General features: G+C 66.9%; 15 protein-coding genes. 4 read left to right on the plus strand and 11 right to left on the minus strand.

What is annotated here, in order from left to right:
• The 10 genes from algX to argF all read right to left on the minus strand — a co-directional run bounded on the left by algX (position 1) and on the right by argF (position 13,957).
• Positions 1-1,425, minus strand: a complete 1,425-nt coding sequence (algX, locus tag B7D75_RS07405; RefSeq protein WP_033996736.1) for an alginate biosynthesis protein AlgX — start codon at positions 1,423-1,425, stop codon at positions 1-3.
• Positions 1,426-1,437: 12 nt separating this feature from the next.
• Complete coding sequence (gene algG, locus B7D75_RS07410; RefSeq protein WP_034080376.1) at positions 1,438-3,057, minus strand: mannuronan 5-epimerase AlgG; 1,620 nt, start codon at positions 3,055-3,057, stop codon at positions 1,438-1,440.
• A 20-nt stretch (positions 3,058-3,077) separates the two neighbouring features.
• On the minus strand, positions 3,078-4,550 hold the full coding sequence (gene algE, locus B7D75_RS07415) for an outer membrane porin AlgE (RefSeq protein WP_012074767.1): 1,473 nt from the start codon (positions 4,548-4,550) through the stop codon (positions 3,078-3,080).
• Positions 4,547-5,974 (minus strand): alginate biosynthesis TPR repeat lipoprotein AlgK, encoded by a 1,428-nt coding sequence (gene algK / locus B7D75_RS07420; protein ID WP_043103541.1) that lies wholly within the window; start codon positions 5,972-5,974, stop codon positions 4,547-4,549. Before algK ends, algE begins: the two co-directional genes overlap by 4 nt.
• Positions 5,975-5,987: 13 nt before the next feature.
• Positions 5,988-7,157, minus strand: coding sequence for an alginate biosynthesis protein Alg44 (gene alg44, locus B7D75_RS07425; protein ID WP_012074769.1), 1,170 nt, complete (start codon positions 7,155-7,157; stop codon positions 5,988-5,990).
• Positions 7,158-7,239: 82 nt separating this feature from the next.
• A complete protein-coding gene (gene alg8, locus B7D75_RS07430; protein WP_074197298.1) occupies positions 7,240-8,724 on the minus strand; it encodes a mannuronan synthase in 1,485 nt (494 codons plus the stop codon).
• 138 nt (positions 8,725-8,862) lie between these two features.
• Positions 8,863-10,173, minus strand: coding sequence for a GDP-mannose 6-dehydrogenase (algD, locus tag B7D75_RS07435; RefSeq protein ID WP_003154318.1), 1,311 nt, complete (start codon positions 10,171-10,173; stop codon positions 8,863-8,865).
• Positions 10,174-11,068: 895 nt separating this feature from the next.
• A complete protein-coding gene (gene yaaA / locus B7D75_RS07440; RefSeq protein WP_034080378.1) occupies positions 11,069-11,848 on the minus strand; it encodes a peroxide stress protein YaaA in 780 nt (259 codons plus the stop codon).
• Between the two features lie 105 nt (positions 11,849-11,953).
• The gene (locus B7D75_RS07445) at positions 11,954-13,036 is read right to left on the minus strand and encodes an ABC transporter ATP-binding protein (RefSeq protein ID WP_107113880.1); all 1,083 of its coding nucleotides are present in this window, start codon (positions 13,034-13,036) and stop codon (positions 11,954-11,956) included.
• 3 nt (positions 13,037-13,039) lie between these two features.
• Entirely contained in the window at positions 13,040-13,957 is a 918-nt protein-coding gene (argF, locus tag B7D75_RS07450; RefSeq protein ID WP_107113881.1) for an ornithine carbamoyltransferase, read from the minus strand.
• A 313-nt stretch (positions 13,958-14,270) separates the two neighbouring features.
• Between argF and B7D75_RS07455 the strand changes: the two genes are divergently transcribed.
• Positions 14,271-14,702 carry a hypothetical protein gene (locus tag B7D75_RS07455; protein WP_185269329.1) on the plus strand — a complete coding sequence of 144 codons (432 nt, stop codon included), beginning with the start codon at positions 14,271-14,273 and terminating at the stop codon, positions 14,700-14,702.
• 419 nt (positions 14,703-15,121) lie between these two features.
• Here B7D75_RS07455 and eprS read toward each other — a convergent pair whose 3' ends face one another.
• On the minus strand, positions 15,122-18,097 hold the full coding sequence (gene eprS / locus B7D75_RS07460; protein ID WP_107113882.1) for an autotransporter serine peptidase EprS: 2,976 nt from the start codon (positions 18,095-18,097) through the stop codon (positions 15,122-15,124).
• 302 nt (positions 18,098-18,399) lie between these two features.
• Between eprS and B7D75_RS07465 the strand changes: the two genes are divergently transcribed.
• From B7D75_RS07465 to B7D75_RS07475, 3 genes are all read left to right on the plus strand, one after another.
• Entirely contained in the window at positions 18,400-20,508 is a 2,109-nt protein-coding gene (locus B7D75_RS07465) for a molybdopterin oxidoreductase family protein (RefSeq protein ID WP_053813540.1), read from the plus strand.
• 112 nt (positions 20,509-20,620) lie between these two features.
• Positions 20,621-20,947: a Grx4 family monothiol glutaredoxin gene (gene grxD, locus B7D75_RS07470; RefSeq protein ID WP_003092082.1), complete on the plus strand. Its 327-nt coding sequence runs from the start codon at positions 20,621-20,623 to the stop codon at positions 20,945-20,947.
• Positions 20,948-21,029: 82 nt separating this feature from the next.
• A complete protein-coding gene (locus tag B7D75_RS07475) occupies positions 21,030-22,181 on the plus strand; it encodes an MFS transporter (RefSeq protein ID WP_033996729.1) in 1,152 nt (383 codons plus the stop codon).
• Positions 22,182-22,212 lie beyond the last annotated feature (31 nt).

A 22,212-nucleotide genomic window follows, 5' to 3' on the forward strand; every position in this document is an offset into this window, starting at 1 on the left:
TTACCTCCCGGCCACCGACTGGCTGGCCTTGGCGGGCGCCGCCTGGCAGATGCTGGCCTGGACCTCCAGGCCCTGGGGCATGTCCTCCGGCGCTTCGATTTCCAGGGAAAGGAACTGCTGGTCGGCCCAGTCGCTGTCGTTGCGCAGCTGGAAGACGTAGCGGCCGCCGGTGTCGACGGCTTTCGACTGCTCGATCTTCAGCTGCTCGCGGCGGCCGTTCATGTACCAGATGGTGTTCTTCAGCTCGTGTACCGACGGGTCGCTGTAGGTCACGTCGGCGACGTAGCTGCCGCTGCGGATCGGCAGCGCGGCACTGTTCAGCAGCACCTCGTTGCGGCCCTGGCGCAGCTTGACCTTGCGGCTGAGCACGGTCTTCCGGCCGGAGCAGCCGTTGTCCACCAGCGGCATGGCCTGGCGGTAGAAGCTCTTCTGCGCCATGTCGTAGTGGGTGGCGAATTCCCAGATGAGGATCTTCGGCGGGTTCTTGTGGAATTCCTCGCTGGTCATGTACGCCAGCAGCGAACTGTCGAAGCCGCCGCCGGACACCGCGTTGTTGAGGATGTCGGCGCCGCTGAACTCTTCCAGGAAGCCGGCGAAGTTGTAGGCCGGGCCGCTGTTGGAGGTGCCGACCAGGGCGATCTGCGGGTTGCCGCCGTCGCCGAACAGGTCGCCGCTGTCGCTGGCGCCCACCGGCTCGGTCTCGAAACGGTCGACGTACTGGGTGGCGTAGCTGTTGCCGCAGAGCTGCGCGGCGGCCTTGTGGAAGGTGCCGAGCTTGGACAGCAGGCCGACGCGCTTGCTTTCGAACTGTTTTTTGGGGATCTCCTCGAAGCCGGGCACCTGCTTCAGCGTCTCGGCCACGATCTTCGCGCTGCGCCGGGCGCCATGGGGAGTCCAGTGGTGATCGCCCTTGAAGTAGTAGGCGTGCTCCTCCTTCTCGTCGAACAGCGGCGAGAAGTCCGGGGTCCAGATGCCGGCCTGGCGGAAGCGGGCGATGGTCGCCAGGTAGTTCTTCTTCGCCAGCTCGTAGTCGAAGCCGGCCTTTTCCGCCGGGCTGAGCTTATCGCGGTTCACCAGGCCGCGGGTCGGCTGGTAGACCACCACCAGTTCGATGCCCTTGCGCTTGAGTTCGTCGCGCAGTGCGCGCAGTTCGCGCCAGCCTTCGGCGCTGGTGCCGAAGTCGGTACGCAGGTCGTAGGTGGTGCGGAACAGCCAGTCGTCCTGGGCCTGCACCAGGTGGGTGAAGAAGCCCAGGTACTTGGTGTCGTAGCGCGAGTCGTCGGCGGCGGCCGGGCATAGATTGCCGGCCGGCAGCGCCTGGTAGCTCGGCGCCGTGCCGGGCTCTGCGGCGAGGGCGGCCTGGGCCAGGCAGAGGCCGGCGGCCAGGGCGCTCAGGCGGAACAGTCGGGAAGTGCGGGTTTTCATGCGTCTGGGTCCTCAGTCCTGGAGTTCGGCCTGGCTTTCCACGGGATCGATCAGCACTGCCTTGTCCTGGCGCACCAGCAGGTCGAGGATCTGGTCCTGCTTCTCGCCGAGCACGCCGGGCAGGCTGATGCCGGAGGATTTGGTCGGGGCGAGCATCGCCACCCGGTACAGTTCGAGGCTCAGCGGCGAATCCACCGAGAGCGGGCCGGAACCGTTGCCGGCGAGCTTGCCGCCGACCACGATCAGCGAGACCTTGGTGTCGAACGGGTCGAGGGCGATGTTGCGGTCGGTATTGGTGAGGTCCTTGATGTGGCCGTACACGCCGATCAGCTGGTTGCCCGCCGCGAGGTTCTCGTAGAGGCGGATGTTCACGCTGTTGCGCACGCGGATGCCGTGGCGGCGGTTGGCCAGGACCTGGTTGCCCCAGAGCAGGTTGTCGCCGCTCTCGTAGAGGGTGATGCCGTCGGAATGGTTGCGGTAGACCTCGTTGTAGGCCACCAGGTTGCCCTCGCTGTTACGGTCGAGGACGATCCCGGATAGCTTGTTCTCGTAGCTGCGGTTGTTGAAGATGAAGCTGTCGTTGACCTCCCGCGAAACGATGATGCCGTGCTTCTTCTTCGTCCCGTGGACGGTGTTGTCGGCGATGATCAGGCGATGCGAACGGTCGTGCGGGTCGATGCCGTAGACGATGTTGTCGCGGTAGGTGTTGCCCTTCACCACCAGGTCGTCGGCCTCGTAGCAGTAGAAGCCGTACCAGCTGTCGACGATGGTCGAGTCGATCACCCAGCCCTTGGGCCGCGGGCGCTTCATCTGCTTGTCCATGCCCGGGCTGTACTGCGAGATGGAGATGCCGTAGGCCTTCGAGGCGTTGTAGCCGAAGCTGGTGAAGGTGCTGTTGCTCAGGTATACCTCGGCGCCGCCCCAGGAGATCAGGAACGGACGGAACTCGTCGGGGGTCCTGAACCAGGCCGGCTCCTTCTTCGATTCGCTCCAGCCGGTGACCTTGCTGTCGCGGACGAACAGCATGCCGTCGTTGACCAGGAACGCGCCGCGCTCCTGGGACAGGCGCAGTTCCCTGACCTGCTTGTCGATGTCGAGGGTCGCGCCCTGGCTGACCACGATCGGCAGGCGGGCGATGAACACCCCCGGCTCGACCTGTTCCAGGGCGCTGGCGGGAAGCTTGCCGGCGAGCTGGGCGAGGTTCACGTAGCCGCCTTCGATGAAGATCGCCTGGGGCATCTGGCGCTGGCGCTTGACCCACTCGGCGAGGCGGTTGCTGCCACCGGTGAACTCCTTCAGCGGCTGCTGCTGGACCATGCGCTGCACGCTGGCGCGGCCACCCGGCTTGCGCACGATCCTGGCTTCCACCGCGGCGGCGGTGTAGCCGGAGAGGTCGGGCAGCTTCGGCGGATCCATGTGCAGCGGCTCGGCTGGCGCGGCGGTCACCGTGTAGTTGCCGGTTTCCTTCAGGCCCTGGGTCAGGCCCGGCTCGTTGCCGGCCTGCGCCGGGGCCGGTTGCGGTTTCTCCAGCGGCTGCGCCGCCCACGCCTGGCCGTGCAGCAGCAGCGCGCCGAGCACTGCCGCGGCCAGCGGCCGCAGCCGGCGATGGGAGGTCGAAAGGGGAGTGGGCATGTCCGGTTTCCTCGCGGGGCTCAGAAGCGCCAGATGAAGTCGACGAAGGCGCGGTGCATGGTCGAGTCGGTGCCCGGCCCGTAGGCGTCGCCCGGCTTGAACAGGCCGCCGCGGAAGCGGATCAGCGCCGAGGGCTCGTCGACGTACTGGCTCATCGAGGCCGGCAGCAGGCCCTGCTTGAAGTACTTGGTCACCACCAGGTCGAGTTCCTGGCCGATGTCCTTCTCGCCCGGTTGCAGGGCGGCGTTGATGCCGCTGGTGCCGATGTCTGAGTCGTCGTCGACGCGCCAGAACCTGTGGTAGACCAAGCTCGCGTCGTAGTCCTCGCGCAGTTGCCAGGAGCCGAACAGGGTGGCTGCCTGGAGGTTGCTCAGTTCGCCGCGGAAGGCTTCGCCGAAGCGGTGCACGCGCGAGCGGGTGCCGGTGAAGTTGGAGCGGTTGCTCTCCAGCCCGGTCTGCTGGAACTGGTCTTCGCCGTCCTTGCCGCCGCCGCTGCCGCGGGCGTAGCCGACGCCGGCCTTCCACTGCTCGTCGATGTTCCAGCGCAGGCCCAGGTCGACGCCGAAGGCATTGACGTCGCCGCTCTGCTTGCCGGTGGCGATGCGCCGGTCGTCGACCGTGGTGGTGGTCAGGTTGTCGCGGTCGCCGGTCAGCCAGGTGGCGCTGGCCCAGTAGTTCAGCGGCATGCTCGAGCGATAGTTGTAGGCGTCGCCGGTAGCCTCGATGCCGAGCCAGGTGAGCTGGCCGGTATAGGTCTTGTCGAGGTTGTCGACTTCCTCGCCGGGGCGGCGCAGGTGGCCGCTGTCGTCGGCGTGGTGGATGCGCACGCCGATGCGGTGGTGCGGCGCCCACTGGGTGGAGATGTCGCCGAACACGTGGGTGCGGTCTTTGTCCTCCGGAGCCAGCTCGTCGAGGTCGGTGCGGTATTCGCTGAAACGCTGGGCGACCCCGGCATGGGCGTTGAGCAGGGTGGTCTCGAAGCTCCAGTTCAGCGCCTCGATGTTGGTGTCCTGCCACTGGCCGCTGTCTTCCCGCAGGCGCTGGCGACCGAAGCGCAGGTGCTCGCCGGGGTAGGCGGTGAGGCCGGCGTAGTCGACCCAGAATTCGCGTGCGGCAAGGTAGCTCTTGTCCGGCTCGCGACCGTCGTTGCGGCTGTTGTTGCCGTCGTCGGTGTCCGACTGCAGGGTGTCGGTCTCGATGGTGTCGGTGGCGGCCACCGCCTGGCCCATGAAGTAGGCGCTCCAGTCGCCCCACTGGCCGAAGGCCCAGGGCCGCAGGTCGATACCGATATCGTTGAGGGTGCCGCCGGGAGCGGTACCGAGGTCGCGATCGTTTTCCGATTCGCCGGTGATCTTCACGTCCAGGCCGAAGTTCTTCGGCGCCTCGCCGCTGCCGGCGGCGAACGCCGGCGCGCCGAGCAGCAGGGCGATGGCCAGGGACAGGGCGCGCGGCGCGAAGGACGGCCGCGGGTTGACGGAACGGGAGCTGTTCATAGGCTTTCTGGCTCTTCTTCGTTGATCGGCGAGTCCTGGCTCTGCAGCAGGCTGACGGTGGCCTGCCAGTTGTTGCCGCGGCTCTGTTGTTCGCGCTTGAGCAATTGCTGCGCCTGGCTGCGTTCGGCCGGCGGCAGTTGCGCTTCGATCTGCCCGAGCAGGTCGCTGGCCTGCGGTACCTGCTGCTGCACGGCGAGCTGGCCGAAGACGTAGGCGTTGACCCGGTTCGGCTGGATGCCGCGGCCCTGCGACCAGAGCTGGGCCAGGGCCATGTCGGCGCTGGCCTGGCCGGCGCGGGCGGCGAGGATCAGGTGGTCGACGGCCTTCTGCGGATAGACCTTGCCGAGGAAGCCGCGGCGGTAGATCTGCCCCAGGTAGTAGTTGGCCTGGGGTTCGCTGGCGGCGGCCTTGAGCAGATGCCGCTCGGCCGTGCGCGGGTCCTGCGGCGCCCACTTGCCGTCGTAGTAGAGGCGCCCGAGGAGCAGTTCGGCGCGTGGCTGGGCGGCGTCCTGGGCGTTCTTCAGGTAGCCGAGCATCTTTTCCAGGTCGCCCTGGTCGGGGTAGTCGTAGAGCAGCTTGGCCAGGCTGACCCAGGCTGCGGGGTAGCTCGGCGCGATCTCTTCCAGCAGCGCCTGGGCGGTCTGCGGGTCGGGCTGGCCGAGTTCGCCGTCGGCGAGCACCCCGGCCACCGAGTCGACCCGCTCGCCGGGTACCCGGCCGGCCTTGTAGGCGGCGCGCAGCTGTTCGAGCAGGGCCTTCTGCTTTTCCGCGTTGCCCTGTATCTGGTAGACCGTGGCCAGTTCGTACCAGCACACGTCCATGCGTCGCAGCCAGCGCTGGCAGACCTGCTCGATCTCGCCCAGGTGCTGGGCGTAGGTGCCCTGGGTGCGGTAGAGGATGATCTGCGCCAGGTCCGCCTGCGGCAGTCCGCGCGCGCGCCACTGGTCGATGCGCTGCTGCGGGTCGATCTCCGGCCAGGACTGCGGATATTGCAGGTAGAGCACGATGAGCGGCACCAGGGCACTGTCCTCGCCCTGTTCGAAGGCCTGGCTGAGCAGGCGTTCGGCCTCGCGGTGCTCGGCGTCGCTGGCGCCGGGCTTGGCCGCCAGCCACTTGCCCAGGCGCGCGCGGGCCCGCGGCGAGGTCTGCGCGGCCTCGCGGTAGAGCTTTTCGGCCTTGGCCTGCTGGGCGCTGTCGCCGCTGGCGACCTGCATGTCGGCGAGGCCGACCTGGGCGTCGGCGTAACCCATCGCGGCCAGGGCCTGGTAGTTGCTCTGGGCGGTGGCGAGGTCGCCGCGCGCCGCCGCTTCCTGGGCCAGGCGCTGGTCGGGCAGGCCGGCGCAGCCGGCGGCCAGGGCGATGGCCGAGGCCAGCAGCAGGTGCCGGGAGGCCAGGGGCAGGGGAGGGAGGATGGGCATCTTCATGGTCGGGTACCGGTCAGCGAGCGGTGGCCAGGGTCACGGCCTTGTCCAGCAGGGTGCGGCCGGGCAGGCCGCCGATGCTGACCTCGGCCGGCCGGCCGGCATACTGGGCGTCGAGCGGTTGGTCGGGCTGGATCTGCACGCGGATCTCCGAGGACAGGTCGCCATCCACCGGCGCGGTGTTGACGATGCGACCGCTGCGGTTGACGCCGTCGCCGGCGACCTGGAAGTTCACCCGGGTGCCCGGCGCCAGCTCGGCGGCGTTGCGGTAGGGGAAGCGCGCCTCGATGCTGGCCACGCTGTCGCGCGGGGCGAGGGTGAAGATCACCTGGCCCTTGTTGGCGTACTGCCCGTCGGCCACCAGTTGCTGGACCACGCGACAGTCGCAGGGGCTGGTCAGGGTGCCCTTCATCTGGTGGCCGAAGAGCTTCTCGATGTTGCCCGGGTTGAGCTGCTCCTCGGTCAGGTTGCCCTTGAGCATGTCCAGCAGGTTGGCCGAGAAGGTGGCGATCGGCGCGCCCTTGGCCACTTCCGCGTTGGGCCCGAGGAGGCTCTGCACGGTGCCCTCGCGGGGCATGGTGATCTGCTGGTTGGGAACGCTGACCACGCCGGAGTCGGCGTGGGTGACGAAGTACAGGTTGTACATCTGGTTGAGGATGAAGGCGAAGGCGCCGACCCCGACGACGAAGATCGCGGTGCTCAGGGTCACCGCCCGGACCCGGCCGAAGAAGCCCATGCCGCCGTTGCCGCCGCCCTGCTTGCGGGCCTTGGTGAAGTTCTCGCGCTGCAGGGTGTTGAGCATGTCGCCGACACCGATCACCTCGCCGGCCAGGTAGGAGGTGATCAGGTAGCGCAGGGCCGCCACCTCGCGCGGCTTGAGGTTCTGGAACTCGCAGCCGACGCGGCGGCTGGCGGGGTCCACCGAGCGCACCTGGAACTCCACTTCGAGGGAGAAGCTGATGCTGTCGACCTGGAACAGCAGCTTGCCCTTGTACAGGTCGCCGGGCTGGATCGGCGCGCCGCTCGCGGTGAAGGCGAAGCCGCCGGCGGAGAGATCGAGCAGGCGTGCGTCGACGCCTTCGCGGTTGGCGCCGATGTAGCGGATGCGTGCCGGCAGCTTGACCCGGGCGAACTGGCGCTGGGCTTCGGATTCGTGCACGACGTTGACGTTGACGGCTGTATTCATGGTGTCGGGTCCTGTTCGGTCCAATCTGGGTCGATTCACGCGCGGGCCGCGGCCCTGGCGTTGTCCGTAGTCGATTCGGTGGTCATACGATGGTCAGCAGCACGGCGACGAAGATGCTGGCGGCAGAGAAGGTCATGGCCCGCGACGACCAGGCGTTGAACCAGCGCTGGAAGCTGGCCAGGCCGCGTTCCAGCTTGGTCGGCTGACGGGTCCAGGACTGCCGGTCGAGGCGGAAGAACACGTAGATCTTCACCAGCGCGCCGACGATCTGGTTGTAATAGAGGATCAGCGGGTAGGCCGGGCCGATGCGGTGCCCGGACAGCGAGAGGAGCAGGGTCAGCACCAGGCGGGTGAGGCCGATCCAGAGCAGGTACACCAGCAGGAAGGCGATGCTGTACTTGAGGCTGGCGAGGATCGCCACCACCAGGCCGAGCAGGCTGGTCCACATCGAGACGCGCTGGTCGAACAGCACCACCATGGTGAACCAGCCCAGGCGCCGCGCACCGAGCTTGAGCGCGCGCGAGTTCTGCCGCAGGTTGTTGCCGTACCAGCGGTACATCAGCTTGCGGCTGGCCTTGATGAAGCTCTTCTCCGGCGGATGCTCGACCGTGTTGATCGCCGCGTCGGGCACGTAGAAGGTGTCGTAGCCCAGGCGCATCAGGCTGAACCAGCTGGACTTGTCGTCGCCGGTGAGGAACTTGAAGCGGCCCAGGCGCCAGTGTTCCAGGTGGTCGTTCTCGACGTCGGTGATGAATTCGGGGTTGGTCACCACCCGGGCGCGGAACACCGACATCCGTCCGGTCATGGTCAGCACGCGCTTGGACAGGGCCATCGAGCACATGTTGATGTGGCGCTGGGCGAAGCGCAGCTTGTGCCACTCGCTCATCACGTAGCCGCCCTGCACCTCGCAGAATTCGTTGGTGGTGAGGCCGCCGACGTTGGGGAAGAGCTTGAACCAGGGCACGGTCTTCTTCACCACGCCGTGGTCGAGCACGGTGTCGCCGTCGATTACCGCGACCACCGCGTCGTCGTCCGGCAGGTGCCGGGAAATCGCGCGGAAGCCATAGGCCAGGCCGTCGCGCTTGCCGGTGCCGGGAATCCGTACGAAGTCGAGGCTGACCCGGTCCGGCGGGTTCATCTTTTCCCATAGCGACCTGACCAGGACCTCGTCGGACATCTCGACGATGGAGCAGACCACGGTGGTCGGGTAGCCGCTGTCGATGGCTTCGCGGATCACCGAGCGATAGACCATGGCGGTGGTCAGGGCGTCGATGCGGAAACTGGTGACCATCAGGAACACGTGCGACGGATCGGCCGCGCTGCCCAGCTGGCGCACGCGCCGGCGGTAGTACGGGTAGACCGCGTGGAGGAACAGCATGCCGCGCAGGAAGTGCACGCCGCCCATGGAGTAGCGCCAGATGCCGACGGCGCCGATGAGCAGGATGAAATCCTTGGAGTCGGCGTCGAACACGGTCTTCGGCACTGCCAGCGCGAGCAGCATCAGCAGGCTGAGGAACACCAGCCAGCCGGTGGCTTCGGCAAGGCCGCGTTTGTAAGTTTCCATCATCAGTTCCATCGGGCTGGGGACCTCGGCCTCGACGCCGGCGTGCGCTTGTTGTTGTTATGGCGCACGCCGCGGAGACGGCCTTCGGTCCGAGGGCGATAAAGAGGTCTTTACCGGCTCACGGGGCCAGGGGGCGGCCCGTTACCAGCAGATGCCCTCGGCCTGGGCGGTGGTGGTGTGCGGCATGAAGCCCACCAGGTCGACCAGCTTCTTGCCGCTCGGGGTCTTGTTCACCAGGTCGACGAACAGCTCGTCGCCATTGCCCAGCACCAGCACGTCGGAGCTGGCCACCACTTCGTCGAGGTCGGAGACCAGCAGCGAGGAAACGTGCGGGATCTTCGACTCGATGTACTCCTTGTTCGCCCCGTGGACGCGGGCGTACTCGACGTTGCGGTCGAAGATGCGCAGCTCGTAGCCCTTGCCGATGAGCATCTCGGCCAGTTCCACCAGTGGGCTCTCGCGCAGGTCGTCGGTACCGGCCTTGAACGACAGGCCGAGCAGGCCGACCTTGCGGGTGTCGTGGCTGGTGATGATGTCGAAGGCCTTCTGCACCTGGTTGGAGTTGCTGCGCATCAGCGAGCCGAGCATCGGATGTTCGACGTCCAGCTGGCTGGCGCGGTAGGTGAGGGCGCGCACATCCTTGGGCAGGCAGGAGCCACCGAAGGCGAAGCCGGGACGCATGTAGTAGCGCGACAGGTTGAGCTTGTGGTCCTGGCAGATCACGTCCATCACCTCGCGGCCGTCGACGCCGACCGCCTTGGCGATGTTGCCGATCTCGTTGGCGAAGGTGACCTTGGCCGCGTGCCAGACGTTGCAGGTGTACTTGATCATCTCGGCGACCTCGACGGTCTTGCGGATGATCGGCGCGTCCAGCTCGCGGTAGATCTCCTCGAGAAGGTCGCCGGTCTGCTTGTCCAGCTCGCCGATCACCGTCATCGGCGGGAAGTCGTAATCCTTGATCGCGGTGCTCTCGCGGAGGAACTCGGGGTTGGTGCCGACGCCGAAGTCGACCCCGGCCTTCTTGCCCGAGCAGTCCTCGATCAGCGGGATCACCACGTTGTTGACGGTGCCCGGCAGCACGGTGCTGCGCACCACCACGGTGTGGCGCTCGGACTTCTCGCGGATGGCGAAGCCGATCTCGCGGCAGACGGTCTCGATGTAGCCCAGGTCCAGGTCGCCGTTCTTCTTGCTCGGCGTGCCGACGCAGATGAACGACACGTCGGAATCCAGCACGGCCTTCTTGAAGTCGGTGGTACCGGACAGCCGGCCGGTCTGCCGACCCTGTTGCAACAACGCCTCCAGGCCCGGTTCGACGATGGGCGACTTGCCCTGGTTGATCAGGTCGATCTTGGTGCTGGAGACATCCACACCAATGACCTCATGACCGCGTGCCGACAGGCAGCCAGCACATACCGCACCGACATAGCCCAAACCAAAGATGCTGATTCGCATCGCATTCACCTCGATTGTTTGTCGCGCCGTTAATAAGGTGGCCGGATGGCCACATCCCTATCTGGCGAGCCGTTACTACGAGCCCCGATCCAGAGCCCTTGATCCGCCTTCAGGCAGTTTCGAATAGAGTGCTTAGTTGTTTGGCACTCTAATGGGGCAAGTTATGAGTTTTTGCCCTTTAATGTTTCAGGTGGGTTTCAATAACAGTGCGTAACCCGACCTTGGATGCTTCGTTTTAGTTCGGACCATAGAATTCAAGTTTCTAAAGGCCTTTATTTTCAATGGGTTGAGTTTGTCCCTCGGAACGAATTCCGATTGTTCGAGACGGTTTCAAGTTGCGCTTCCCATAACTATCGATGGGCATTGCGCTGATAGGATGTTTTCTCGGTGAGGGAAGTTCCGGCCGTTTGTCCCGCTCGCGAAATATTTGGAAATATCCGTTTGATATCACTTGATACCAACTTGATGGCGTTTCCGATAAATGCCTGCCAATGGCCATTAGTTGCAGAATGCATGGCGGCTGAAAGTTCCACGTCATTGGAGTGAAACAGAGGCCGCTTTTACCGCCTTAAGCAAACCTTAAGGTTTCCTTAATCTTCGTCCCATGCACTTTGCAATCGTAATTTGCATGTGATGGCGGGAGGCTGGTAATGGCCAATGGATTACGCCGGAGATGGCATTTCCGCCTCGAACTGGGGAAAAGCGTGATGGCTGGGCGTGAAAAAATGTGATGCAGTTCCGCATGACTTGCAGACGAACGGTTGAGTAGGCCTATTCGCCACGAGGGCTTTTCCAGGCAGGAAGACGTCGCGGAGGTGTTCGCAGGAGGGAAGAACGCTGGAAGCGTCGGCGCGCCGAATGAGGGTGGGCCCGCCATGGTGGCGGGCCGGAGAGATCAGTCCTGCGGGGCGTCCCTGAGGAACACCAGTTGCTCCGGGCCGGACTGCTCGGCGCTGAAGTAATAGCCGTGGGCGTTGAAGTCCTTGAGCCCGGCGGGGTCGCGCAGGCGTTCGCGGATCACGTAGCGGGCCATCATGCCGCGGGCCTTCTTGGCGTAGAAGCTGATGATCTTGTACTGGCCGTTCTTCAGGTCCTTGAACTCGGTATCGATGATCCGCGCCTGCAGCGCCTTGCGCTTCACCGCGCCGAAGTATTCGTTGGAGGCCAGGTTGAGCAGCACGTCGTCGCCCTGGGCGGCCAGCGCTTCGTTGAGCCACTGGCTGATGCGTTCGCCCCAGAAGGCGTAGAGATCCTTGCCGCGGGCATTGGCCAGGCGCGTGCCCATTTCCAGGCGGTAGGGCTGCATCAGGTCGAGCGGGCGCAGCACGCCGTAGAGTCCGGAGAGCATGCGCAGGTGCTCCTGGGCGAAGGCGAAGTCGTCTTCGCTGAATGACTCGGCGTCGAGGCCGGTATAGACGTCGCCCTTGAAGGCGAGCAGCGCCTGCTTGGCGTTCTGCGGGGTGAAGTCGGGGTGCCAGCTGGCGTAGCGCGCGGCGTTGAGGCCGGCGAGCTTGTCCGACAGCTTCATCAGCTCGCTGATCTGCAGTGGTGTGAGCTGGCGCAGTTGCTGGATCAGTTCCTGGGAATGGTCCAGGTATTGCGGCTGGGTGAAGCGTTGGGTGACCGGCGGGGTCTCGTAGTCCAGGGTCTTGGCGGGGGAAATCACCATCAGCATCGTTCAGGCTCCTCGAATCGTCGGGCGATTGTAGGGGCTGGAGACGCTCGGCTCCACCTATGCCCTCGATAGAGGAGGGCGGCGCCGGCGAACGGCGCCGAGGTTTCAGGCCGGGAGCGGCGCGCGATGCGCGGCGACGCTGCCCTGGGCGGCGAACACCACCAGGTGGTCGGCGGCGACACGGATGCCGACATCGTCGCCCGGCTGATGGTCGGCGTGGCTGGGGAAGAGCGATTCCAGCTGGGTGCCGGTGGGCAATTGCAGACGATAGAGGGTGGCGGCGCCGAGGAAGGTCTTACCGACGATCCGCGCCTTCAGCTCGCCCTGGGGGGCATGCACCAGGTCGTCCGGACGCAGCAATACGTCCACCGCGCTGCCGGAAGGCAGGCTATAGGCGCGATTGCCGCGGATCACGCCGAGTTCGGTCTGCACCGTATCGGGGCTGAGCAACTGGCCACGAATGAAGTAGCCCTGGCCGACGAAGCTGGCGACGAAGGGCGTCAGCGGTTCGTGGTAGAGGTTGTAGGGGGTGTCCCACTGCTCCAGGTGGCCTTCCTTGAACACGCCGATATGGTCGCAGACGGCGAAGGCTTCCTCCTGGTCGTGGGTCACCAGGATCGCGCTGGTGCCGCGTGCCTTGAGGATCTCGCGAACCTCCTGGCTGAGGCTGCGGCGCAGTTCCACGTCGAGGTTGGAGAAGGGTTCGTCGAGCAGCAGCAACAGCGGTTCGGGCGCCAGCGCGCGGGCCAGGGCCACGCGCTGCTGCTGGCCGCCGGAGAGTTCATGGGGGTGGCGTGCGGCGAGGTGGTCGAGCTTGACCAGCTCCAGCAATTCGCGAGCCAGGCGTTCGCGCTGCGGATGCTTGCGGATGCCGAAGCCGACGTTGTCGGCCACGCTCAGGTGCGGGAACAGCGCATAGTCCTGGAACACCATGCCGATCCGGCGCTTCTCCGGCGCCAGGGTGAAGCCGGGCCGCGAGATGACCTCGCCACCCAGCTCGATCTGCCCGGACAGCACCGGTTCGAAACCGGCGATGGCGCGCAGGGTGGTGGTCTTGCCGCATCCCGAAGGACCCAGCAGGCAGCCGATGTCGCCGGCGTTGAGGTGCAGGTCGAGGTCCTGCACCACTTTCTGCGCGGCGTAGCCGCAGGCGAGATCTTTCAGGTTCAGCAGCAGGTCGTGGCTCATGGGTCAGGCGTAGTGGGCGTGTTCGATCAACAGTTCGAGGAGGGCCTTCTGCGCGTGCAGACGGTTCTCTGCCTGGTCCCAGGCCACCGAGCGCGGGTCGTCCAGCAGCTCCTCGCTGATCTCCTCGCCGCGGTGGGCCGGCAGGCAGTGCATGAATAGTACATCGTCGGCGGCCCCATCGAGCAGCGCGGCGTTCACCTGGAAGGGACGGAACAGGGCGATGCGCGCGGCGGCCTCGTCTTCCTGGCCCATCGAGGCCCAGACGTCGGTGCTCACCAGATGCGCGCCGGCCACCGCCTCGCGGGGATCGCGGACGATGCGCAGGCGTTCGCCGGCGAGGGCGACGAACTCGGCCTTCGGCTCGTAGCCTTCGGGACAGGCCACGCGCAACTGGAAGTCGAACTTCAGCGCCGCTTCTATATAGCTGTTGCACATGTTGTTGCCGTCGCCGATCCAGGCCACGGTCTTGCCCTGGATGCTGCCACGGTGTTCGTGGAAGGTCTGCATGTCGGCGAGCAACTGGCAGGGGTGCAGGTCGTCGGACAGGCCGTTGATCACCGGTACCCGCGAATGCGCGGCGAACTCGGTCAGGGTGCTGTGGGCGAAGGTGCGGATCATCACCCCGTCGAGCATCCGCGAGATGACCCGGGCGCTGTCGCCGATCGGCTCGCCGCGGCCGAGCTGGGTGTCGCGCGGCGAGAGGAAGATCGCCTGGCCGCCGAGCTGGATCATCCCGGCTTCGAAGGACAGGCGGGTACGGGTCGAGGCCTTCTCGAAGACCATGCCCAGTACCCGGCTCTTCAGCGGCTCGTAGAGCACGCCTCGGTTGCGCAGGTCCTTCAGCTCGCTGCCGCGGCGGATCAGACCGATCAGCTCTTCGGGGCTGTAATCCATAAACGAGAGAAAGTGCCGTACGCTCATCGCTGACTACCTTTTATTTTTACTGCTGGCCGAGGCACTGGCCGGCTTTCGCGAGAGAAAACGGGACTGGACCTGCGGCGGGACCGCAACGTGCGGGAAAATAGGGGAAGGCGCGATCTTATAAGGAAATGTCGCGGAAACACAAGGAGGGGCTTGGAAGGCGCGGGTTACGGGGTTTTTCCCGGGGCTTCGCGGTTATCCCGCCCCCGGGGCGCGCTTCGTCGATCTATCGGTTGGCGGCTGCGACACTCTATGCTGTGCGCGCACGAACGCCTTCATGGAGGAGGCGGGCCTGGGACCAGGGAGGTCGAACATGCACACTGGAGAAACACTCGCCGCCGCGCCGCCGGCACGGCCATTGCGGCAATCGCGGCTGGGCCGCCTGTCGCTGTGCCTCGCCCTGGTCGGGGCGGCCATCGCTCTGGTGTTGATGGCGCTGGCGCTCGGCGAGCGGATCGACCTCAGCGACGAGAATCATCTGCTCGGCCTGTTCGCCGCCTTGCTGGCGGTCTTCGCAATATCGACCTGTGGCCTGGTGCTGGGCCTGGCCGGCCTGCTCAGGCGCAGCCGCAAGCGCCACCTGGCCCTGGCCGGGATCGTCCTCAACCTGTCGTGCCTGCTCTGGGGCTGGCATGCGCTGAGCACGGCGGCGGCCGCGACCCTGATGGTCCTGGGGCAGACCGGGCTGTCGTTCCTGAGCGCCCTGGCGGTGTTGTTCGGCATGATCTTCTTCCGCCAGGCCTGACCCGTTCGGCGACGTGCGCAGGCGCTCGCCGTTCGGCCGCGCGTTCATCGGATTGTCGCATCGCGGGCATTCGTAGGCCTTGTCGGAAATGCACTGCTTGGCGGTCATCCGTCGCGGATCTGCAGGGCTGGGGCTCAGTCGGGGAGGGAGGGCGCGAGAGGAGAAAAAGGTGAGCCCCGGAGGTGCGGATCTCCGGGGCTCGTGCGGCACGGTGGTGCGGGCACCGGGCCGCGATCAGCGCTGGAAGGGATAGTACAGCGCTGGATGGACAGTATAGCGCTATGCATTTCGCATGAATCCTTTAGTTAGGTCTTTTTCTCATATTTGCAGCGGTTTCGTGACCGAGGGCAATGAAGTCGCATTTCCCCCTTGCCGCCCGCCGGAACCCAACCAACGGGCGGCATGCCCTCGATACCCGCTCAGAAGCGCCAGTCGACCGCCAGGCCGACGCCGTGGTCCTTCTCGCGGCTGCCGAGCAGGCCGTTGTAACCCAGCCTCACGCTCACCTCGCGGTTCACCGCGAGGCTGGCATCGACGCCGAGCAGCGCGGCATCGCGCGACAGGGCCACGCTTTCCACGCTGAACGGCTGGCCGCCGCTGGCGAAGGCCAGGTGGCGTTGCGGGGTTGTGTCGCTGAGGTTGTGGCGCCAGCCGAGGGTACCGGAGAGCGCCAGGCGGCGTTCGGCATCCAGCTCGAAATGCCGCTTCGCACGCAGGCCCAGGGTGGTGAAGGCGGCATCGAGGTTGTCGTCGCCGCCCTTCAGCGCCGCGGCGCTACCGCGTTCGTGGAAGCCGTCGCTGGCGACGTTCACATAGGCCAGCCCGGCGAAGGGTTCCAGCTCCAGCGTGCGCCAGCCCAGCGCGTAGGCGGCCTCGGCGAACAGCTGGTTGCTCTGTGCGTCGAGCTTGGCCTTCTGCTTGCCGGCCACGGCGCCGTATTGCAGGTCGCGCTTGACCTCGGCGCGGTGCCAAGCGTGCGCCGCGCCCAGGCTCAGGCGCCATTGCTGCAATTGCCGGCCGAGATAGGCGCCGAGGTGGTAGCTGTCGATGCTGGCGGAGGATTGCAGGCTGCTGTCCATGTTCAGCGAGCTGTTGCTGTAGCCGGCCACCAGGCCGAGGCGCGTGTCGCTGGCGACCTGGCTGTCGATGCCGAGCAGGAAGCCGCCGACCGAGTGGCGGTAGCCTTCGCTGCCATGGCTGCCGTCGGCGCTCTTGCCCCAGGAGCCGAGCGCCTTGAACCAGCCTTCGGGGCGCTCGCCGTCGGGCGCGTCGCTGGTCTGGCGCAGGCGTTCGCCGACGCTGTCGCGCAGATAGCGGCTGTCGTTGAGCAGCAGGCCGGCGAGCGCCGGATAGATTTCCCCGGACAATTGCTGGAAGGCCCGTTGGGCGCTTGCGGCGTTTTCCGACAGAAGCAGACTTTCATAGACCGGGTTGCCTGCACCGAGCGCCTCGATGGCGCCGGCGACCGCCGCCTGGTTGGGCGTCTGCGCGACGCTGGCGAGGGCGGTGCCGTTGCGTCCGATATCCAGGCGGATGGCGTTGGCCGTGTAGTCCAGGGTGCCGCCGAGGAACAGGTAGTTCGGCAACACCGCGTCGAAGCGCCCGTCGATGCCGCCGGCGGCCTCGAGGATGTCGTAGCGGCGGCCGACCAGGCTCTCGACCTGGGCCTGGCTGAGCAGATCGGGACTGTTCTCCATGGCCAGGGTGACATCGCCGCCTGCGATGCTCGCCTTGCCGCTGGCGACGATGCGGTCGCTGGCGCTGTCCGACAGTTCCACCGCGTAGGTCGAGCCCGGCTCGAAGCGCAGGTCGCCGGCGACCTCCAGGGTGCCGATGGAGTTGCCCGGCGCCACCGTGCCGGCGGAGCGCGCCAGCAGGCCGCCGATCCTGCCGTTGCCGCCGAGGGTGCCGCCGGCATCGACCTCGACGGCGGACAGCAGCGAACCCTCGACGCTGAGCGAACCGCCGTCGACCAGGGTCGGCCCGCGATAGGTGTTTTCGCCGCTGAGGACCAGGCTGCCTGCACCGGACTTGACCAGGCTGCCCTGGTACTGGCGCTGGGCGGCGGCCCGGTCGCGAGCCATGCCGATGGCGTAGTCGGTACGCTCCTGCTGGCTGGCATTTGCCGGCAGGCCGTTTTCCCAGCCCTTGTCCTTCAGGGTTCGCTGCCAGGCCGCGCGCTCGGCGGCGTCCTCGGCCTGGCGCTGGAGCAGGGCGCTATCGGAAATCGAATTGCTCCATTCGTCGCGCAGGCCCGCCGGAAGGTTGGCCTCGAAGCGGCCGAGCAATTGTCCAGGCCCATGCATCGCCCGGCCGAGATCCGGCACGCCCCAGCCGACGGTGTCGGTGGGCGCGCGGGTCGGCGTGCCGTCGAGCTGGGTGGCGGTGGTCAGCAGGACCTGCAGCGCCTGCTCGTTGCTCAGGTACGGATAGCGCTGCATGACCAGGGCCAGCGCGCCGGTGGCGTGGGGCGCGGCCATCGAGGTACCGGACTTGTTGGCGTAGCCGCCGCCGGGCATGGTGCTGTTGATCAGCCGCCCGGGCGTGGTGACGCACCAGTACTTGGCGATGCCGCAGCGGTTGTAGCGCTGGGCGTTCTGCTGGTCGAGGCCGGACACGGCCAGCCAGTGGCCTTCCAGGTCCGGCTGGAAGTAGGGCAGGGCGGAGCGCACGCTGGCGTTGGCGTAGCCGCTGTTGCCGGCGCTGAAGACGTTGATCACGCCCTGGCGGGAGACGCCGGCGGCGGCGTCCAGCCAGGTGGTCCGGCCGTAGTGCTGGGCATAGGCGGCGTGCAGGCCGTCGAGGGTCTCGTAGCTGACATCCTTGGGCTGGCTACCCCAGCTGTTGTTGATCGCCCGCACCCCGGCGTCGGCCAGCGCCTGGTAGGCGGCCTCGAAATAGTTCGGGTCGGGCGTCGGGCCGAACAGGAAGCTGTCGTTCTGGTTGGTGTTGGCGACGAACACCTGCGCCGCGTAGGCCACCCCATGCATGCCGACGCCGTCGCGCGAGGCGCCGAGGGTGCCGCCGACATGGGTGCCGTGGGAGTCGTTGTTGCCGTTCATCACGCCGCTGACGCTGAACGGCGTGCCGTCGACATAGGTGCCGCTGGCCGTCACCGGCTGGTAGCGCGAGGCGGGGGTATCCGGATGGCTCGGGTCGAAGCCGGAGTCCATCTCGCCGATCTTCACGCCCTGGCCGTCGATACCGGCGGCGTAGGCCTGGTCGGCCCGCATCCGTTCCAGGCCCCAATCCTGCTGGTATTCGGCGGAGCGCCAGCTGGCCGGGTCGCCGGGCCGGCCGGTTTCGACATAGGCGGCCGTGGCCGGCTGGGCGATCCAGGCGCCCAGCAGCAGTGCGGTGGACAACGGGGTGAGGCGTGGGCGGTTGTCGGTCATGCGGTCTCCACTCTTTTATTGGTCTTGTCGGACAGGGATGCGGACTCGAAGAGACAAGGTGTAGCACCGGCTTCCGCCGCACCGGAATTCCCAGGTGGATAGTTGACAACCCGGCGGTCGGCAGGCTTTTCCTCCAGCGTGCCCATCGGCCAGCCTGATGCCGGGCGATTCATCCGGCTGACGCTGCTGGCGCTTCGGTGGCGGGCGCCGCATAGTTCCGCTTCGACGACTAGACCGGTCGTCTGGACGCCGCCGGCGTCGACCTGCCGCGACCGGCAGAACAAGAAACGAAGAGGCGAGCCATGAGCAAGACCCTCCACTACCGTGCGTGCCATCTCTGCGAGGCCATCTGTGGTCTTGCCATCGAGACCGAGAGCGACGAGGGCGGCGTGCCGCGCATCCGCTCGATCAAGGGCGACCCGCAGGACAGCTTCAGCCGTGGCCATGTCTGTCCCAAGGCGGTGGCCCTGCAGGACATCCAGGACGATCCCGATCGCCTGCGCCAGCCGCTGCGCCGGGTCGGCAGCGAGTGGCAGCCGATCGGCTGGGACGAGGCCTTCGCGCTGGTGGCCAGTCGTCTCGGCGAGATCCGCGAGCGCCATGGCAATGACGCGGTGGCGGTCTACCAGGGCAATCCGAGCGTGCACAACTACGGCCTGATGACCCATAGCAACTACTTCCTCGGCCTGCTGAAGACACGCAACCGCTTTTCCGCGACCTCCGTCGACCAGTTGCCGCATCACCTGGTCAGCCAGCAGATGTACGGCCATGGCCTGTTGATCCCGATCCCCGACATCGACCACACCGACTTCATGCTGGTGCTCGGTGGCAACCCGCTGGCGTCCAACGGCAGCATCATGACCGTGCCGGACGTGGAGAAGCGCCTGAAGGCGCTGAAGGCCCGCGGCGGCCGCCTGGTGGTGGTCGATCCACGGCGCAGCGAGACCGCGGCGATCGCCGACCAGCACCTGTTCGTTCGTCCCGGCCAGGACGCGGCGCTGCTGCTCGGGGTGCTCAACACCCTGTTCGCGGAGAACCTCGGTCGCCCGACGCCATTGCCGGTCGACGGGCTGGAACGGGTACGCGAGGCGGTCGCCGTCTTCGACGCCGAGTCCATGAGTGCGCGCTGTGGCGTGCCGGCCGAAAGCATTCGCCAGCTGGCGCGGGATTTCGCCGCCGCCGAGCGGGCGGTCTGCTACGGGCGGATGGGCGTTTCCACCCAGGCTTTCGGCACGCTCTGCCAGTGGCTGGTGCAACTGATCAACCTGGTCAGCGGCAACCTCGACCAGGTCGGCGGTGCGCTCTGCACCTCGCCAGCGCTGGACCTGGTGGCGAGCACCTCGGGTGGTCACTTCGACCGTTGGCGCAGCCGCGTCTCCGGCCTGCCGGAGTATGGCGGCGAGCTGCCGGTGGCGGCATTGGCCGAAGAAATCCTCGGCGACGGCGAGGGGCAGGTGCGCGCGCTGGTCACGGTGGCCGGCAACCCGGTGCTCTCCACGCCCAACGGACGGCGCCTGGAACAGGCCCTGGACGGCCTGGAGTTCATGCTCAGCATCGACCTCTACATCAACGAGACGACCCGCTACGCCGACCTCATCCTGCCGCCCACCGCGCCGCTGGAGCACGATCACTACGACACCACCTTCAACGTCTTCGCCGTGCGTAACGTGACCCGTTTCAACGAGGCCGTGCTGCCGCGTCCCGAGGGTGCGCTGCACGACTGGGAGATCTTCGTCGGCCTGGCGCGGGCCTTCGCCGCGCGCAACGGCCTGGAGCTGAAACCGACCCTGGAGCCGCAGCGGATGATCGACCTGGGCCTGCGCGCTGGCGCCTACGGCGACCGTTCCGAGCACAGGCTGAGCCTGGCCACTCTGCGCGAACATCCCCACGGCATCGACCTCGGGCCGCTGCGACCGAACCTGGCGCCGCGCCTGAAAACCGCCGACCAGCGGATCCAGGCCGCGCCGCCGCTGTTCGTCGATGACCTGCAGCGCTTCGCCGCACAGCCGATGCCGGCGTCCGACCAGTTGCTGCTGATCGGCCGGCGCCACGTGCGCAGCAACAATTCCTGGATGCACAACTATCACCGCCTGGTGAAGGGCAAGCCGCGCCACCAGTTGCTGATGCACCCGCGCGATCTGGAGGGTCGCGGCCTGGTCGACGGGCAGCGGGTGCGGGTGCGCTCGCGGGTCGGCAGCGTCGAGGTGGAGGTGGCGGCGAGCAGCGAGATGATGCCCGGGGTGGTCAGCCTGCCGCACGGCTGGGGGCACGCACGGCCGGGCGTGCAACTGACGATCGCCAGCCAGCAGGCGGGCGCCAGCGCCAACGACCTGACCGACGAGCGCCATCTCGACGCGCTGTCGGGCAACGCCGCGCTCAACGGCCTGCCGGTGGAGGTGGAGGCGGCCTGAGCGGGTCGACGGAGCGCGACAGTAAAGCCGAGCGCCACGCTAGGCTTTCCGATACAATACCGGTCATTATTCGCCGAGTTACCGTGTCGAAACGTTCCTGTTGAGGTAAGCCATGGACATCATCGAAACCATTAAAGAGCAGATCGCCAACAACCCCATCCTGCTGTACATGAAGGGTTCGCCGAACGCCCCGCAGTGCGGTTTCTCCTCGCGCGCGGCCCAGGTGCTGATGGCCTGTGGCGAGAAGTTCGCCTACGTCGACATCCTGCAGAACCCGGAAATCCGCGCCAACCTGCCGAAGTACGCGAACTGGCCGACCTTCCCGCAGCTGTGGGTCAACGGTGAACTGGTCGGCGGCAGCGACATCCTCGCCGAGATGTTCGAGAAGGGCGAACTGCAAACCCTGGTCAAGGACGCGGCGGCCAAAGCCAACGCCTGATCCGCGCATCCGCCGAAGAGCCCCGCCTTGTGCGGGGTTTCTTTTTTGTCCGGAGAAACCAGCAAGGAAACCGGGAGCCTCCATGACGGAAGTCAATCCTCGCCAGGGCCGCCTGGCCTGCATCTATTTCTTCGCCATGGCCGGGCTGGTCATCGGCAACCTGATGGGACGCATCCCGGCGCTCAAGGAGCAGGCCCAGCTGGACGAACGCGCGCTCGGCCAGGCCCTGCTCGGGGTCGGGGTCGGCGCGCTCACGGCGTTCCCGTTGAGCGGTTTCCTGGTCCAGCGCATCGGCAGCCGCAGCGTAGTGATCGGCGGTTGCCTGATCATGCTGCTGGTGTTTCCGCTGCTCGGCCTGAGCCAGGGCTGGTGGCAACTGGCGCTGGCCTTCTACGTGCTGGGCGTGAGCTTCGCCGGGATGGACGTGGCGATGAACATCCAGGCGGTGGACGTCGAGCGCCTGCTCGGCAAGCCCTGCATGTCCATGCTGCATGGCATGTACAGCCTCGGCTGCCTGGTCGGTGCGCTGGGCGCGGCGGCCCTGGCCGGGCTCGCGCCGTTCTGGCATTTCCTCATTCTCACCGCCCTTGGCCTGCTGAGCCTGCCGTTCTTCGCCCGCTCGTTGCTGCCACCGGACCCGCGCAAGGCCGGCGAGCGCACGGGCAGCGGCTTCACCCTGCCGCCGCGGGCGCTGCTCGGCCTGGGCCTGCTGATCCTCTGCGCGTTCGTCTCCGAGGGCGGCGTGGCCGACTGGAGCGCGCTGTTCCTGCACAGCGTCCTCGAGGCATCGGAGCGGGTGGCGGCGCTGGGCTTCGCGGCATTCTCCGCGGCGATGGTGGTGGGGCGCCTGTTCGGCGACCGCCTGCGCGGACGCATCGACGACGCGCCGCTGCTGCGCGGGCTCGGTTCGCTGGCCACGCTGGGCATGCTGGTGGCGTTGTTCAGCCCGTGGCCGGCGCTGAGCATCTTCGGCTTCGGAGTGGTCGGCCTGGGCCTGTCGGTGATGGTGCCGATCGTCATCAGCGCCGCCGGCAACCAGCCGGGCATCGACCCGGTGATCGGCGTCGCCGCGGTGTCCACCGTGGGCTATGGCGGGTTGCTGATGGGACCGCCGCTGATCGGCCTGCTGGCCCACGAGATCGGCCTGCGCTGGGCGCTGCTGGTGCTGGTCGGGTTGTGCCTGCTGCTGGCGCTGCGCGCCGACCTGGTGCGACGCCGGCCGCGCGCCGCCTGAGGTTCCAGCGGGCGAAAAAAAAGCGCCGGCG

Origin of the sequence: Pseudomonas paraeruginosa, assembly GCF_003025345.2 — a bacterium.
Classification (GTDB): Bacteria; Pseudomonadota; Gammaproteobacteria; order Pseudomonadales; family Pseudomonadaceae; genus Pseudomonas; species Pseudomonas paraeruginosa.

Excerpts from the sequence above, each read along its gene's own strand:
- algX (WP_033996736.1), bottom strand. The coding sequence starts at position 1,425 with ATGAAAACCCGCACTTCCCGACTGTTCCGCCTGAGCGCCCTGGCCGCC.
- algG (WP_034080376.1), bottom strand. The coding sequence starts at position 3,057 with ATGCCCACTCCCCTTTCGACCTCCCATCGCCGGCTGCGGCCGCTGGCC.
- algE (WP_012074767.1), bottom strand. The coding sequence starts at position 4,550 with ATGAACAGCTCCCGTTCCGTCAACCCGCGGCCGTCCTTCGCGCCGCGC.
- algK (WP_043103541.1), bottom strand. The coding sequence starts at position 5,974 with ATGAAGATGCCCATCCTCCCTCCCCTGCCCCTGGCCTCCCGGCACCTG.
- alg44 (WP_012074769.1), bottom strand. The coding sequence starts at position 7,157 with ATGAATACAGCCGTCAACGTCAACGTCGTGCACGAATCCGAAGCCCAG.
- alg8 (WP_074197298.1), bottom strand. The coding sequence starts at position 8,724 with ATGATGGAAACTTACAAACGCGGCCTTGCCGAAGCCACCGGCTGGCTG.
- algD (WP_003154318.1), bottom strand. The coding sequence starts at position 10,173 with ATGCGAATCAGCATCTTTGGTTTGGGCTATGTCGGTGCGGTATGTGCT.
- yaaA (WP_034080378.1), bottom strand. The coding sequence starts at position 11,848 with ATGCTGATGGTGATTTCCCCCGCCAAGACCCTGGACTACGAGACCCCG.
- B7D75_RS07445 (WP_107113880.1), bottom strand. The coding sequence starts at position 13,036 with ATGAGCCACGACCTGCTGCTGAACCTGAAAGATCTCGCCTGCGGCTAC.
- argF (WP_107113881.1), bottom strand. The coding sequence starts at position 13,957 with ATGAGCGTACGGCACTTTCTCTCGTTTATGGATTACAGCCCCGAAGAG.
- B7D75_RS07455 (WP_185269329.1), top strand. The coding sequence starts at position 14,271 with ATGCACACTGGAGAAACACTCGCCGCCGCGCCGCCGGCACGGCCATTG.
- eprS (WP_107113882.1), bottom strand. The coding sequence starts at position 18,097 with ATGACCGACAACCGCCCACGCCTCACCCCGTTGTCCACCGCACTGCTG.
- B7D75_RS07465 (WP_053813540.1), top strand. The coding sequence starts at position 18,400 with ATGAGCAAGACCCTCCACTACCGTGCGTGCCATCTCTGCGAGGCCATC.
- grxD (WP_003092082.1), top strand. The coding sequence starts at position 20,621 with ATGGACATCATCGAAACCATTAAAGAGCAGATCGCCAACAACCCCATC.
- B7D75_RS07475 (WP_033996729.1), top strand. The coding sequence starts at position 21,030 with ATGACGGAAGTCAATCCTCGCCAGGGCCGCCTGGCCTGCATCTATTTC.